This window comes from Rhizobacter fulvus, assembly GCF_964020785.1.
On the sequence record NZ_OZ224516.1, the window covers coordinates 5,501,894 to 5,514,823 of the forward strand.

At 72.6% G+C, this 12,930-nt stretch carries 14 protein-coding genes; 10 read left to right on the forward strand and 4 right to left on the reverse strand.

Annotated elements, in window-relative coordinates; genetic code table 11:
• The first annotated feature begins 83 nt into the window (after positions 1-83).
• A complete protein-coding gene (locus ACWH49_RS26035; RefSeq protein ID WP_448174078.1) occupies positions 84-1,646 on the forward strand; it encodes a methyl-accepting chemotaxis protein in 1,563 nt (520 codons plus the stop codon).
• Position 1,647: 1 nt separating this feature from the next.
• Here the strand turns inward: ACWH49_RS26035 and ACWH49_RS26040 are convergent, their stop codons facing one another.
• A complete protein-coding gene (locus ACWH49_RS26040; protein ID WP_448174079.1) occupies positions 1,648-2,181 on the reverse strand; it encodes a hypothetical protein in 534 nt (177 codons plus the stop codon).
• Between the two features lie 114 nt (positions 2,182-2,295).
• Between ACWH49_RS26040 and ACWH49_RS26045 the strand changes: the two genes are divergently transcribed.
• The 3 genes from ACWH49_RS26045 to ACWH49_RS26055 all read left to right on the forward strand — a co-directional run bounded on the left by ACWH49_RS26045 (position 2,296) and on the right by ACWH49_RS26055 (position 6,229).
• The gene (locus tag ACWH49_RS26045) at positions 2,296-3,597 is read left to right on the forward strand and encodes an aspartate aminotransferase family protein (RefSeq protein ID WP_448174080.1); all 1,302 of its coding nucleotides are present in this window, start codon (positions 2,296-2,298) and stop codon (positions 3,595-3,597) included.
• Positions 3,594-4,292, forward strand: a complete 699-nt coding sequence (locus ACWH49_RS26050) for a TetR/AcrR family transcriptional regulator (RefSeq protein ID WP_448174081.1) — start codon at positions 3,594-3,596, stop codon at positions 4,290-4,292. Before ACWH49_RS26045 ends, ACWH49_RS26050 begins: the two co-directional genes overlap by 4 nt.
• A gap of 74 nt (positions 4,293-4,366) precedes the next feature.
• On the forward strand, positions 4,367-6,229 hold the full coding sequence (locus tag ACWH49_RS26055; RefSeq protein ID WP_448174082.1) for an AsmA family protein: 1,863 nt from the start codon (positions 4,367-4,369) through the stop codon (positions 6,227-6,229).
• A 7-nt stretch (positions 6,230-6,236) separates the two neighbouring features.
• Here the strand turns inward: ACWH49_RS26055 and ACWH49_RS26060 are convergent, their stop codons facing one another.
• Positions 6,237-7,187: a toll/interleukin-1 receptor domain-containing protein gene (locus ACWH49_RS26060; RefSeq protein WP_448174083.1), complete on the reverse strand. Its 951-nt coding sequence runs from the start codon at positions 7,185-7,187 to the stop codon at positions 6,237-6,239.
• 69 nt (positions 7,188-7,256) lie between these two features.
• On the opposite strand from ACWH49_RS26060, the gene ACWH49_RS26065 reads away from it, so the two are divergent.
• Both ACWH49_RS26065 and ACWH49_RS26070 read left to right on the forward strand, forming a co-directional pair.
• Positions 7,257-7,838: a GNAT family N-acetyltransferase gene (locus ACWH49_RS26065; protein WP_448174084.1), complete on the forward strand. Its 582-nt coding sequence runs from the start codon at positions 7,257-7,259 to the stop codon at positions 7,836-7,838.
• 11 nt (positions 7,839-7,849) lie between these two features.
• Complete coding sequence (locus tag ACWH49_RS26070) at positions 7,850-8,683, forward strand: transporter substrate-binding domain-containing protein (protein ID WP_448174085.1); 834 nt, start codon at positions 7,850-7,852, stop codon at positions 8,681-8,683.
• A gap of 7 nt (positions 8,684-8,690) precedes the next feature.
• Here the strand turns inward: ACWH49_RS26070 and ACWH49_RS26075 are convergent, their stop codons facing one another.
• Both ACWH49_RS26075 and ACWH49_RS26080 read right to left on the reverse strand, forming a co-directional pair.
• Positions 8,691-9,704 carry an aldo/keto reductase gene (locus tag ACWH49_RS26075; RefSeq protein WP_448174086.1) on the reverse strand — a complete coding sequence of 338 codons (1,014 nt, stop codon included), beginning with the start codon at positions 9,702-9,704 and terminating at the stop codon, positions 8,691-8,693.
• A gap of 17 nt (positions 9,705-9,721) precedes the next feature.
• The gene (locus tag ACWH49_RS26080; RefSeq protein ID WP_448174087.1) at positions 9,722-10,432 is read right to left on the reverse strand and encodes a glutathione S-transferase N-terminal domain-containing protein; all 711 of its coding nucleotides are present in this window, start codon (positions 10,430-10,432) and stop codon (positions 9,722-9,724) included.
• Positions 10,433-10,596: 164 nt separating this feature from the next.
• Between ACWH49_RS26080 and ACWH49_RS26085 the strand changes: the two genes are divergently transcribed.
• From ACWH49_RS26085 to ACWH49_RS26100, 4 genes are all read left to right on the forward strand, one after another.
• A complete protein-coding gene (locus ACWH49_RS26085; protein ID WP_448174088.1) occupies positions 10,597-10,818 on the forward strand; it encodes a hypothetical protein in 222 nt (73 codons plus the stop codon).
• An 83-nt stretch (positions 10,819-10,901) separates the two neighbouring features.
• Entirely contained in the window at positions 10,902-11,546 is a 645-nt protein-coding gene (locus tag ACWH49_RS26090) for an urease accessory protein (protein ID WP_448174089.1), read from the forward strand.
• Positions 11,547-11,631: 85 nt separating this feature from the next.
• A complete protein-coding gene (locus ACWH49_RS26095) occupies positions 11,632-12,093 on the forward strand; it encodes a universal stress protein (protein ID WP_056463809.1) in 462 nt (153 codons plus the stop codon).
• Positions 12,090-12,929: a universal stress protein gene (locus tag ACWH49_RS26100; RefSeq protein WP_448174090.1), complete on the forward strand. Its 840-nt coding sequence runs from the start codon at positions 12,090-12,092 to the stop codon at positions 12,927-12,929. The genes ACWH49_RS26095 and ACWH49_RS26100 overlap by 4 nt, the downstream gene beginning before the upstream one ends.
• Position 12,930: the final 1 nt, after the last annotated feature.

Here is a 12,930-nt window from a genome sequence, read left to right on the forward strand (position 1 = left end):
GGGCGCCCCGGCCGGGCTCAAGTCGGCGGCGGATCGGTCGAAACAGACCGTCAACAACCGTCAACTCTCCCGGCCCATTCCCGATGAATCTCGCAGACCTGAAGATCCGTACCCGCCTCATCCTGGGCTTCTCGGCCGTGGCCGCGTTGATGGCGTTGCTGGGCGCCGCCTCGCTGCACTCGCTCGGCGCGATCCACACCGAGTTCGGCATGGTCATGAACGACCGCTACCCGAAGCTGCGCATCGCCGGCGAGATCAAGGCCGTCAACAACGAGGTGTCGCAGGCGCTGCGCAACCTGTTCGTCGTCTCCGACCCGGACGACATCAAGGCCCAGTTCGACGTCATCGACGGCAGCTCCAAGCGCACCAACGCGAACATGGAGCGGCTGACCCAGACGATCACGAGCGACGCCGGCAAGCAGGCCCTGGCCAAGCTGAACGTCGCCCGCGCCGAATACCGCAAGCCGCGCGACAAGGTGATCGAGCTGCTGAAGGCCGGCCGCACCGAGGAGGCCAAGATCGCGCTGCTGCTCGAGCTGCGCCCGAAACAGGTCGCCTACATGGACCGGCTCGAGGACCTGGTCAAGCTGCAGGACAAGCTGATGGTCGAGGCGGGCGGTGACGTCGAGCGCGTCGTCGCCCAGGCGCGCGTGACGATCCTGGTGCTGCTCGCCAGCGCCGCGGTGATCGCGCTGCTGATGGCGTTGTGGATCATCCGCTCGGTCACCCGGCCCCTGGCGGAAGCCGTCTCGGTGGCACGCGGCGTGGCCGGCGGCGACCTGTCGATGACGTTCCGCGCCGACGGCAAGAACGAGACCGGCCTGCTGCTGGGCGCGCTGCACGAGATGAAGACGCGGCTGGCGCACATCGTCGGCGACGTGCGCGGCAACGCCGAGGGCGTGGCCAGCGCCTCGGCGCAGATCTCGCAGGGCAACAACGACCTGTCCGGCCGCACCGAGCAGCAGGCCTCGGCGCTGCAGGAAACCGCCGCGTCGATGGAGCAGCTCGGCGCCACGGTGCGCCAGAACGCCGAGAACGCGAGCCAGGCCAAACAGCTGGCCCGCGGCGCGTCCACGGTGGCGATCCAGGGCGGCGAGGTCGTCGGTCAGGTCGTCCAGACCATGAAGGGCATCAACGACAGCTCGAAAAAGGTTGCCGACATCATCGGCGTGATCGACAGCATCGCGTTCCAGACCAACATCCTGGCGCTGAATGCGGCCGTCGAGGCGGCACGCGCCGGCGAGCAGGGCCGAGGCTTCGCGGTCGTCGCCTCGGAAGTGCGCAGCCTGGCGCAGCGCAGCGCCGATGCCGCGAAGGAGATCAAGACGCTGATCTCGGCGAGCGTCGAGCGGGTCGAGCAGGGCACGGCGCTGGTCGACAAGGCCGGCGAGACCATGACCGAGGTGGTGGCCTCGATCAAGCGCGTCACCGACATCATGGCCGAGATCAGCGCCGCCAGCACCGAGCAGAGCGGCGGCGTCGCGCAGATCGGTCAGGCCGTCTCGCAGATGGATCAGACCACGCAGCAGAACGCCGCGCTGGTCGAGGAGAGCGCCGCGGCCGCGGAAAGCCTGCGCACCCAGGCGCAGCGGCTGGTCGACACGGTCGCGGTCTTCAAGCTGACGCCCGGCGGCGCCGCCGCCTGAGCTAGCGTGGGAACTCGGCCGGCTCGCGGGCGAGCTGCCGGTACAGCAGCGCGGTGACGACCCCGAAGCCCAGCTGTGCGATCAGCGTGGGCAGGCCCCGCAACTCGCCGAACCACGGGAACAGCGCGACCATCGCGTGGAAATCGAGCACGTAGAGCGCGCCGCCGAAGATCAGCCCGACCCAGAACGCGTTCGACCATTCCTGTTGCAGGAACGCGCGCGTCTCGACCCACGCGAGCAGCAGACCGAACACCAGGCCGAGTCCGAAGTGGACCAGCAGCGCCGCCCCGGCGACGAGCGGATCGAAGGCCGGCGACACATCCGGGGCCGCCACGTCGGACCCCAGCACCAGCGCGGCGACCAGCTGTGCGATGCGCCACGGCCCCGCCTCGTCGGTCGCGCTGGTCCAGGCCAGTTCGGCCGCCATCAGCATCGTCGCGCCCGCGAACCCGGCGAACGCGCCAGCGCGCCAGTCCGGCGCGATGCGGGCGTCCGGGGCGAGCGGCAGCGGGTGGGCCATGATCACGGTATACACCGGGCCATGGCCCGCTTCAAGACCGGTCGGCCAGATTCCCGGGGCGCGCACGAGTGTCTGCGATTTCTTGTACACCGTACAATGAAATGCTCCGCCGCGCCCTGCAGGATCGCCATGCCACACGCCGACGCCATCGACCTCGCACTCGCCGCACACATCGAGCGCTACCAGGCCCGAAACCCGGCCAGCCGCGCACAGTACGCCGCCGCCGAGCACGTGCTTGCCGGCGGCAACACCCGCAGCGTGCTGTTCTACGCGCCCTTCCCGCTCGCGATCGCGCGCGGCCGGGACTGCCGGCTCTGGGACGCCGACGGCCACGAGTACGTCGACCTGCTCGGCGAGTTCACCGCGGGCCTGTACGGCCACTCGCACCCGTCGATCCGCGCGGCGATCGACGCGGCCCTCGACGGCGGAATCAACCTGTCCGGCCACAACCTGCTGGAGGCACGGCTGGCGGAGCTGGTGTGCGCCCGGTTCGCCTCGATCGAGCGGGTGCGCTTCACCAACTCGGGCACCGAGGCCAACCTGATGGCGCTGGCCGCCGCGACCGCCTTCACCGGGCGTCGCAAGGTGCTGGTGTTCCGCGGCGGCTACCACGGCGGCGTGCTGACGTTCGCGCACGGTCCCTCGCCGGTGAACGTGCCGCACGATTGGTTGATCGGCACGTACAACGATGCCGCCGACGTGGCGCGCCTGTTCGACGCGCACGGCGCCGAGATCGCCGCCGTGCTGGTCGAGCCGATGCAGGGCTCGGGCGGTTGCATCCCCGGCGACCCGGCCTTCCTGCAATTGCTGCGCGAGCGCGCGAGGGCAGCCGGAGCGCTGCTGATCTTCGACGAGGTGATGACTTCGCGGCTGGCCCCCGGCGGGCGCCAGGCGCAACTGGGCATCGCGCCCGACCTGACGACGCTGGGCAAGTACATCGGCGGCGGCATGTCGTTCGGCGCGTTCGGCGGGCGCGCCGACGTGATGGCGCAGTTCGACCCGCGCCGGCCGAACGCGCTCGCCCATGCCGGCACCTTCAACAACAACGTGCTGACGATGGCCGCAGGCGCGGCCGGGCTCGGCACCGTCTACACCGCCGAAGCGGCCCTGGCGCTGAACGCGCGCGGCGACGCACTGCGCGAACGGCTCAACGCGATCTGCCGCGACCGGCAACTCGACATGCAATGCACCGGCCTCGGCTCGCTGCTGAACCTGCACCCGGGCCGAACGCCGCTGCGCCACAGCGGCGATCTGCAGCAGGCCGACCCGCGCGTGCGCGACCTGCTGTTCTTCCACTTGATCGAGCACGGCTGGTACATCGCGCGGCGCGGCTTCATCGCGCTGTCGCTGCCGCTGTCGGACGCGCAGATCGACGGCTTCGTCGACGCGTTCGCCGGATTCGCCGACACGCATCGCGCGCTGCGCGCGTGAGCGCCGAAGCGCTCAGCCGCGAGCGCATCCTGAGCGCGACGCTGGCGCTGATCGACCGCGACGGCGTCGCCGCGTTCGGCCTGCGCGGGCTCGCGCAGCAGCTCGGCGTCTACCCGACCGCGATCTACTGGCATGTGCCGAACCGGGACGCGCTGATCGCCGGCGCCGTCGAACTCGCGCTGCGCGGCGTCGGCAGCCGCCTGCCTCGCGGGCCCTGGCCGCAGCGGCTGCGCGTGCTGCTGCGGCGCTTCCGCACCGCGCTGCGTCGCCATCCGAAGCTCGCGCCGGTCGTCGGCAGCGAACTGCTCAGCAACGGCGCGCTCGATCTGTTGATGCTCGATCACATCGTCGCCGCACTCGAGGAGGCCGGCTTCGACGGCATTGCGCTGGTCGACGCGTTCAACGTCGTCATCGCGGCGATGTGCGGCTTCGTCACGCTGGAGCTGGCGACGGCGCCGCTGCAGGCGGGTCGGGCGTGGGCCGAAGCGCACCGCGCGCGCGTCGATGCCCTGTCGACAGCCGGCCATCCGGCGCTCGCCCGCCACCTGCCCCGCTTGCGCGGCAACGCGTTCATCCTCCGCTGGGAGAACGGCACGGACCGGCCGCTGAACCGGTCGTTCGACGCCTGGCTGGATGTGGTGCTCGACGGTCTGGCGCTGCGCGCGGTCGCCCAGCCGTCGCGCACTGCCGTGTAGCGGATTCCTCCTACAGGCCGGCGCGCCGTCCGCCGCGGGCGCCGGGTCGAGCGGGCCCGCAACATCGCGGCAACGTGCAGACCACCCTCGACCCGATCTCGCGGGCGCCTGGGCCGCCGGACGATCCGGTCACGGCGCCGCCCGTTCCACGGCCCCGGCCCCGCCTCAGACGCCGCGCGCGCGTGCTCGGCGTCGTGGCGCTGCTGCTCGTGCTGCTGGTCCTGGTGTTCGACTGGACCTGGTTCCGACCGTTGGTTCAGCACTACGTCCGGGAACACGCCAGCCGCAGCATCCATTTCGATCACCTGCGCTTCGGCCTCACGCCTGGGTTCGATCCGTGGGTCGAGTTCCGGGGCCTGCAGGTCGAGAACGCCCCGTGGGCGGACCCGAGGCGGCCTCTGGCCGACGCCGGCCTGTTGCGCCTCGAGTTCGCCTGGCAGAGCCTCAGCGGCCCGCGCATCACGGTGAACCGCGCGGTGCTGGTCGACGCGCGCATCGACCTCGAACGCAGCGCCGACGAGCTGCGCAACTGGCGCCTGTCCGATCCGCTGGACCGCGGTCCGGGGCGCATCCGCGTGCTCTCGCTCGACGCGACACGCAGCAGCATCCGCTTTGCCGACCACGGCAGCGCGTTCGACGTCGAGGCGCACGTCACGCCGCTGCCGGCACCGGTCACGCTGGCGGCGACCCCGGCGCTGCCGCTCGTCAAGCACCTGCGCCTCGAAGGCCGGCGCGGCGGCGCGCCGTTCGACGCCGATGCCGACGTGAGCGCGATCCAGACGATGGCCGACACCGGCCAGCCGTTCGCGTTGCGCGGGCAGCTTCGTGCCGACGCCGGCCGGGTGCAGCTCGAAGGCAGCGCGACCGACGTGCGCGACCTCGCCGCGCTCGACCTCGACCTGACCGTCGACGTGCCGCACCTGGACAAGCTGCGCCCGCTGCTGCCCGCCCTGCCCTGGCCGGCCTGGCCGATCACGGGCACCGCGCACCTCAACAAGGCCGGCGACGTCAGCCACGTCACCGCGCTGCAAGCGCGCGTCGGCCGCAGCGATGCGCGCGGCGAACTCCACCTCGACACGCGCGACGCTGCGGGCGACGTGCCGCTGCTGCGCGCCGACCTGCGCAGCGCCACGCTGATGCTCGACGAGCTCCAGGCCGGCCTGGCTGCGCTGCCGCCGCGCACCGGCCCGCCGCCGCGCCCGTTCGACGCCGACATCGCCTGGCACGCCACCCGCCTGACCCGCGCCGCGACGCCCTGGCTCGACAGCCTCGCCCTGCAGGCGCAGTGGCGCCGCGGCAAGCTCGCGCTGGCGCCGTTCGACCTCGGCGCCGCGGGCGGACACCTGGCCGGCTCCCTGCAGTTCGACACCACGACGAGCCCGCGGACGCTGGCGCTCGACGCGCGGCTCAACGGCATGCGCGCCGAGCGTTTCACCGTCGGCATCGGCAAGGCGCGGGGCGCCTTGCAAGGCGCCGTCAACGGACATGCAGTGCTGCGCGCGCGGGGCGACTCGGTCGCCGCGCTGACCCGCTCGCTGGCGGGCACCCTGACCGCCGCGCTGCAGGGCGGCAGCGTCACGCGGCAACTCGACGCGCGGCTCGCGCTCGACGGCGGCGCGCTGCTGCGGAGCTGGCTGGCGGACCCGTCGCGGGTCGGCGTGCGCTGCGCGCGCGTGGCGCTCGAGTTCGAGAACGGCCACGGCCGGTTGCGGCGCCTGGGCTTCGAGACCGAACGCGTCGCGATCGTCGGTGGCGGCAGCGTCGATCTCGGCGCGCGCACGGTCGACTTGCTGTTGACGCCGCAACGCAAGGAGGCCGCGCTGCTCGCGCTCGACCGGTCGATCAGGGTCAGCGGCGCGTTCGACAAGCCCGTCGTCGCGCTGACCGAGCCCCGGCCGGCGTCGGCCGCGCCGGCCTGCGCCGACGGGCGCGATTAGCCCGGGATCAGCGCTTGCCGGCCGACGATGCCGGCCCGCGGCGTGCGACGAACTCGACCGGCCCATGCGCCGAGCTACCGCCCTCGGTCTGCATCACGAACCGCAACTCGGCGCCGCTCAGCCGGGCGCGATAGCGGTGCACGAGCTCGACCGGACCCGGCAACTCGCTCGTCCGGGTGACGAACTGCAGCCCGTCCGCGGTGACGCGGCCTTCCAGGACGCCGCGCGGCACGCCGAGGAACGACGCGCTGCCGTGCAGCGAGTCAGCGCTGCCGGCGAACGAGAAGCGTTCGGCATGGTCCGCGTTCGGCCAGTCGTAGCGGACCTGTGCCACCCACTCGCCGTCGATGGCAGGCCGAACCGCTGCCGCGGCGCTGGCCGCCGGGGACGGACCGCCGGCACGGCGGCCGAGCGCGGCCCACAGCGCGGCGCCGCCGGCGAAGGCGCCGACCGCCAGCCACGCCGTCGCAATCCGCCGCCGCGACGCGGCTGGCGCCGGCAGGTCACCGCGCAGCGCGGCTACCAGGCGGTCGACGTCGGCGGCGAAGCGCGCGTTGCCGAGCTGGAGTGCATGGCGGCCCGCCAGCGCCTGCAGGTCCGGCGGCAGTTGCGCCGCGGTCGGCATCGGCGTGGCGTCGACCAGCAGCGGGACCACGCGGGCGCCGCCGGCCAGTGCCGCCGCGACCTCGAGCCGCACGAAGTCGCCGGCCTCGTCGATCCGTGCCGGCTGCCCCGCGCGCTCGCCGCGCCAGCGCGGGCCGATCAGCACCAGCAGCACGCTGGAGCCGTCGACCGCCTGGCGCAGCACCTCGGCAAACGGTTGGCCCGCCCCGATGTCGTCGACGTCCATGAACACGCGTTCGGCCCCGAATCTTGCCGCGAGCGCGTCGTACAGCGCCCGCGCATAGCCGGCGGTGTCGTCGCGCCGGTAGCTGATGAAGATCGGGGTGGCGGTCATCGAGCGGCATTGAAGCGCGGCCGCGCGGCCCGCTCCATCCCCAGAACGCGCACGTGGCACCATCGCGCGATGGAACCCGCCTTTCCGCCCGGCCGCTGGCAGGCGCACGCGCTCGGCGCCGAGGACGTGCCGGCGCTGCAGCGCTTCTTCGACGCCAATCCGCGCTATTTCGAGACGATCACCGGGGCACCACCGCGTGCCGACGAGGCGCAGCAGGAATTCGACGACCGGCCGCCGCAGGACATGAGCTACTCCCGCGTGTGGGCGCTGCGCGGCGCGCTCGACGACGATCCGTTCGCCGGCGTGGTGTTCGGGTTGTCGGACTTCCTGGCGTCGCAGGTCTGTCACATCGGCCTGTTCATCGTCGCCACGCACCTGCACGGCAGCGGCGCCGCAGCGGCGCTGTACGCGCAGCTGGAAGCGTGGATGATCGGCCAGGGCGCGCGCTGGTGCCGGCTCGGTGCGGTCGTCGGCAACGAACCCGCCGAGCGCTTCTGGACGCGCCGCGGGTACGTCGAGGTGCGGCAGCGCGCCGGCGTCGCCATGGGCGCGCGCCTCAACACCGTGCGCGTGATGGTCAAGCCGTTCGGCGACGCGACGGTTGCCGAACATCTGCAACGCGTCGCGCGGGACCGGCCGGACGCGCCGTGAAGGGAACGCCGATGACCGCAGCGAACCACGGCACCAACCCGGCCTCGACCGCACGCCGCGCGTTGCTGGGCACGCTGGTCGGCGCGGCCGCGCCGGGTCTGGGCGCCTGCGCGAGCGCGCGCCGCGCCGACGCCGCGTTGCTCGCGCCCGGCGGCCGCCTGCGCGCGTCGATCAACCTCGGCAACCCGATCCTCGCGCGGCGCGATGCCGCCACCGGGCAGGTCGCCGGCGTGTCGGTCGACCTGGCGCGGGCGCTGGCCGAACGGCTCGGTGTCGAGGCGGAGCTGATGGTCTTCGAGTCGGCGGGCCAGTCGGTGGACGCGGTGCGCAGCGGCCAGCTCGACATCGGCTTCTTCGCGATCGACCCGCTGCGCAGCGAAGGCATCCTGTTCACCGCGCCCTACGTGCTGATCAAAGGCGCCTACCTGGTCCGCGACGCGTCGCCGCTGACCGACAACGCGCAGGTCGACCGCCCGGGCACGCGCGTGATGGTGGGCCGCGCGAGCGTCTACGACCTGTACCTGAGCCGCACGCTGAAGGCCGCCGAAGTGCTGCGCGCACCGACCTCGCCGACGGTCGTCGATACCTTCCTGGCGCAGAACGCGGACGTGGCCGCCGGCGTCAAGCAGCAGCTGCAGGCCGACGCCCAGCGACTCGGCGGGCTGCGCCTGCTGCCCGGGCGCTTCATGGTGATCGAACAGGCGATGGGCCTGCCGGCCGCGCGCGGCGCGGCGGCGCAGGCGAGCCTGCGGGCGTTCGTCGAGTCGGCGAAGCGCAGCGGCTTCGTCGCCCGGGCGCTGCAGCGCCACGGCATCCAGGGCGCGATCGTCGCGCCCGCCGGCTGACCCCGCTTCAGCGCGGCGCGTCGCCCTTGCGGTACTCGGCGGTGAGCTCGTCGAGCCGCCGTTTCAGGTCGGCGTCGAGCCGGTAATCGGCCGCGGCGATGGTCGCCTCGAGCTGCTCCGGCCGGCTGGCGCCGAGCAGCGGCGCGGTGATCACCGGGTTCGCCATGACCCACGCGACCGCGAGCGTCGCCAGCGGCACGCCGGCCTCGTCGGCGAGGCGGTGCAGCTGCGCCACGGTCGCGAAGCTGCGCTCGTTCCAGTAGCGATCCTGGTACATGGTTGCGGCCGTGCCGAGCGTGAAGCGCGTGTTCTCCTCGCGCTTCGCATCGGCGCCGCGGTACTTGCCGGTCAGCAGGCCGCCGGCCAGAGGGTTGTAGGGGATCACGCCCAGACCGGCCTCCTCGGCCAGCGGCAGCAGCTCGCGCTCGATCTCGCGGAACAGCAGGCTGTAGCGCGGCTGCACCGAGACGAATTTCGTCAGGCGAAGGAACTCGGCGCGGCCGAGCGCGAGCGCCAGCCGGTAGGCCAGGAAGTTGGAGACGCCGATGTAGCGCGCCCGGCCCGAGCGCACGATCACGTCCAAGGCCTCGAGGGTCTCGTCGAGCGGCGTCGTGCGGTCGTCCGAGTGCAGCTGGTAGAGGTCGACGTGGTCGGTCTGCAGCCGGGCGAGCGACGCGTCGATCGCGGACAGCAGGTGCTTGCGCGAGGCGCCCTGGTCCCAGGGGTTCGGCCCCATCTGGCCGACCGCCTTGGTCGCGACGATGAAGCGCCCGCGACCGCCCGCCCCTTGCGCCTGCAGCCAGCGGCCGACGATCTCCTCGGTGCGGCCGGCCGTCTCGAGCGTACCGCCGAGCGGGTAGACATCCGCGACGTCGAGGAAGTTGATGCCGGCGGCTGCGGCGGTGTCGAGGATGCGGTGCGACACCGCCTCGTCGGTCTGCAGCCCGAAGGTCATCGTGCCCAGCGCGAGGCGCGAGACGGTCAGGCCGGTGCGGCCCAGGCGGGTAGTCGGTAGGCTCATCGTGGGTGGTTCCCTGTTCAGGCGTCCGGCTTGGCCGGGATGGTCAGGCCGCGCTGCACGGCAGCGCGCGCGACGAATGCAGCCAGCGCACGGTTGACGTTGGCAAAGTTGTCGATGCCGACCAGCTCGCCGGCACCGTACCCGACGACCAGGTTGCGCACCCACGGGAAGATCGCGATGTCGGCGATCGTGTAGGCGTCGCCCATGACCCAGGCGCGGCCGTCCAGGCGCTGGTCCAGCACGCCGAGCAGGCGCACCGATTCGGCGACGTAGCGGTCGCGGGGGCGCTTGTCCTCGAAGTCCTTGCCGCCGAACTTGGTGAAGAACCCGAGCTGCCCGAACATCGGCCCGATTCCACCCATCTGGAACATCAGCCACTGGATCGTCTCGTAGCGCGCTGCCGGTTCCACCGGGAGCAGCTGACCGCTCTTCTCGGCCAGGTACAGCAGGATCGCGCCGGACTCGAACAGCGCCAGCGGGCGTCCGCCCGGCCCGTTCGGGTCGACGATCGCGGGGATCTTGTTGTTCGGGTTCAGCGCCAGAAAGGCCGCGGACATCTGGTCCTGCGTCTCGAACGAGACGCGGTGCGCCTCGTACGGCAGGCCGATCTCCTCCAGCATGATGGACACCTTGACGCCGTTCGGCGTGGGCAGCGAATAGAGCTGCAGGCGGTCGGGGTGGGCGGCGGGCCACTTGGCCGCGACGGGGTGGGAGATGGAATCGCTCATCGGGATGGGGAACTGCGAGGGGGCTCGATGTTGCCATTCATTGCGCGCACGCGTACGACGCCGGCCCTGCAGGCGCCGTCCTACGGCGAGCGCCGGCGATCTCCGCGCGACACCGGGCGCCGCGCTGCCTAGGCTCGAAATTCACGCAACCGAGGCCGAAGACCATGCTGCACGAGACCCATTCCGCCCGCGTCACCGGACCGCTCCGGGTCGTCGCCCACGACGGCCAGGCCCTGACGATCCCGGTCGGCCCCTGCCTGATCGAGGAGCTCGACGGCGACATGGTCGATCTGGTGTGGGGCCGGGCCGGCGAGAAGTCGGTCGTCGTCCCGACGGTCGAGGTGGAAAGCGCCGAGCGCGACGGCACGCTGGTGCGGCTGGACTGAATTTCGACGGCCGCGACCGCCGCGTCTCGGCAGCGGTCTGCTAGGGTGGCGTCCATGCGCGACCCAGCCCCGCCCGGCCCACCGTGACGACACTGTCGATCCTGGCCCTGGGCCTGCTGCTCGGGATGAAGCACGCGACCGAGGCCGATCACCTCGCCGCCGTCGCCACGCTCGCGGCGCGGCAGGCCTCGCTCGCGCAGACGCTGCGCCAGGGGGCTGCCTGGGGCGTCGGCCACACGCTGACGCTGATGCTGTTCGGGGGCGCGGTGTTCGTCCTCGGCCACTCGATCTCGCCGTCGACCGAGCGCGCGCTCGAAACCGCCGTCGGCGTGATGCTGGTCCTGCTCGGTGCCGACCTGCTGCGCCGCGTGCGGCAGGAGCGCGCCGCGCGCACGCCGGGCGGCGCGACGGCGGCCTGGCCGGTGCGCGCGCTCGCCGTCGGCGCGATGCACGGCCTGGCCGGCTCGGCGGCGCTGGTGATGTTGAGCCTGCAGGGCCTGCCCTCGGTCGCGCTCGGACTCGGGTACATCGCGGTGTTCGGGGTCGGGTCGCTGCTCGGCATGGCGGCGCTGTCGGTTGTCATCGCGATGCCGTTGCGCCTGTCGGCGACCCGGCTGGTCGGCCTGCACCGTTCGGCGACGGCGCTCGTCGGGGCGTTCAGCATCGGCCTGGGTCTGTACCTGGTGGTGCAGATCGGCTACCTGCGCGGGCTGTTCCCGGGCGCGTAGCAGTCTCGCGTGCCGCTTGCGCTCCGTCAAGTCGGGGCGCCGCGGCGCGCTCTATCGTGACGACGAACCCTCACAGGAGTCCGTCATGTACCAACGCATCCTGGTGCCCTTCGATGGCAGCCCCACGTCCACCCGGGGCCTGGACGAGGCGATCGCGCTCGCCAAACTGACCGGTGCGCGGCTGCGGCTGCTGCACCTGGTGGACGACCTGGTCTACGCCTCCGGCTTCGAGACGGGGGCCGTCTACCTGTCCGACGTGCTGCCGGTGATGCGCCAGGCTGGCCGGACGATCCTGGCCAACGGGCGCGACCGGGCCCAGCGCGCCGGCCTCGAGGTCGACACCGAGCTGGTCGAGGGCATGGGGCCGCGCCTGGCCGAGGTGGTGGCCGAGCAGGCCGCCACCTGGGGGGCCGACCTGATCGTCATCGGCACGCACGGCCGCCGCGGCGTCGGCCGGATGCTGCTGGGCAGCGATGCGGAGCAGGTGCTGCGCAGCGCACCCGTGCCGGTGCTGCTGGTGCGGGCGCCTGCCGGCGTGACGCCATGAGCACGCTGCGCTCGATCCTCGTGCACCTGGATCCGTCGCCGCGCAGCACGCGACGCCTGCTCCTGGCCCGCGAACTCGGGGCGCGGCACGGCGCCAGCGTCACCGCGCTGTATGCGAGCACGCCCAGCGCCGTGAGCGCACCTTATGTGCTCGACGCCGGTCCCGGCGATCTGATGGCGATGCTGCAGCAGCTGGACATCGACTACCGCGATGCCGCCCGCGAACGGTTCGACCGCGCGTCGGTCAGCGACGCCGCGCCGGTGGCCTGGCGCGAGCTCGAAGCCGAACCGCTAATCCCCGGCTTCGCCACGCAGGCGCTGTGGTCCGACCTGATGGTGCTTGGCCAGTTCGACCCGTCCGACCCGATGACCAGCGGCGTGTCGGCCGACTTCGTGCCGTCGGTGCTGCTCGCGAGCGGGCGGCCGGCGCTGATCGTGCCGTTCATCGACGTCCGCGAACCGGTCGGCGGGCAGGTGCTGATCGCCTGGAAGTCGACCCGCGAATCGGCCCATGCCGTGTCGGCCGCGATCCCGTTGCTGCAGCGCGCCCACCAGATCCACCTGGCGCTCGCCGACGAGCCCGGCACCGAGCGCGCGCACGCCGATTCGCTGGAGGCCTACCTTCGCCGGCATGACGTGCATGCGCCGATCCAGCACCACCCGCTGAGCTCCGCCGGCCCGGCGGGCGATGCCCTGCTGTCGCTCGCGGCCGATGTCGGCGCCGATCTGCTGGTGATGGGCTGCTACGGCCACAGCCGCGCCCGCGAGCTGGTGCTGGGTGGCGCCTCGCGCACGGTACTGCGCACCATGACGCTGCCAGTGCTGATGGCGCACTGAC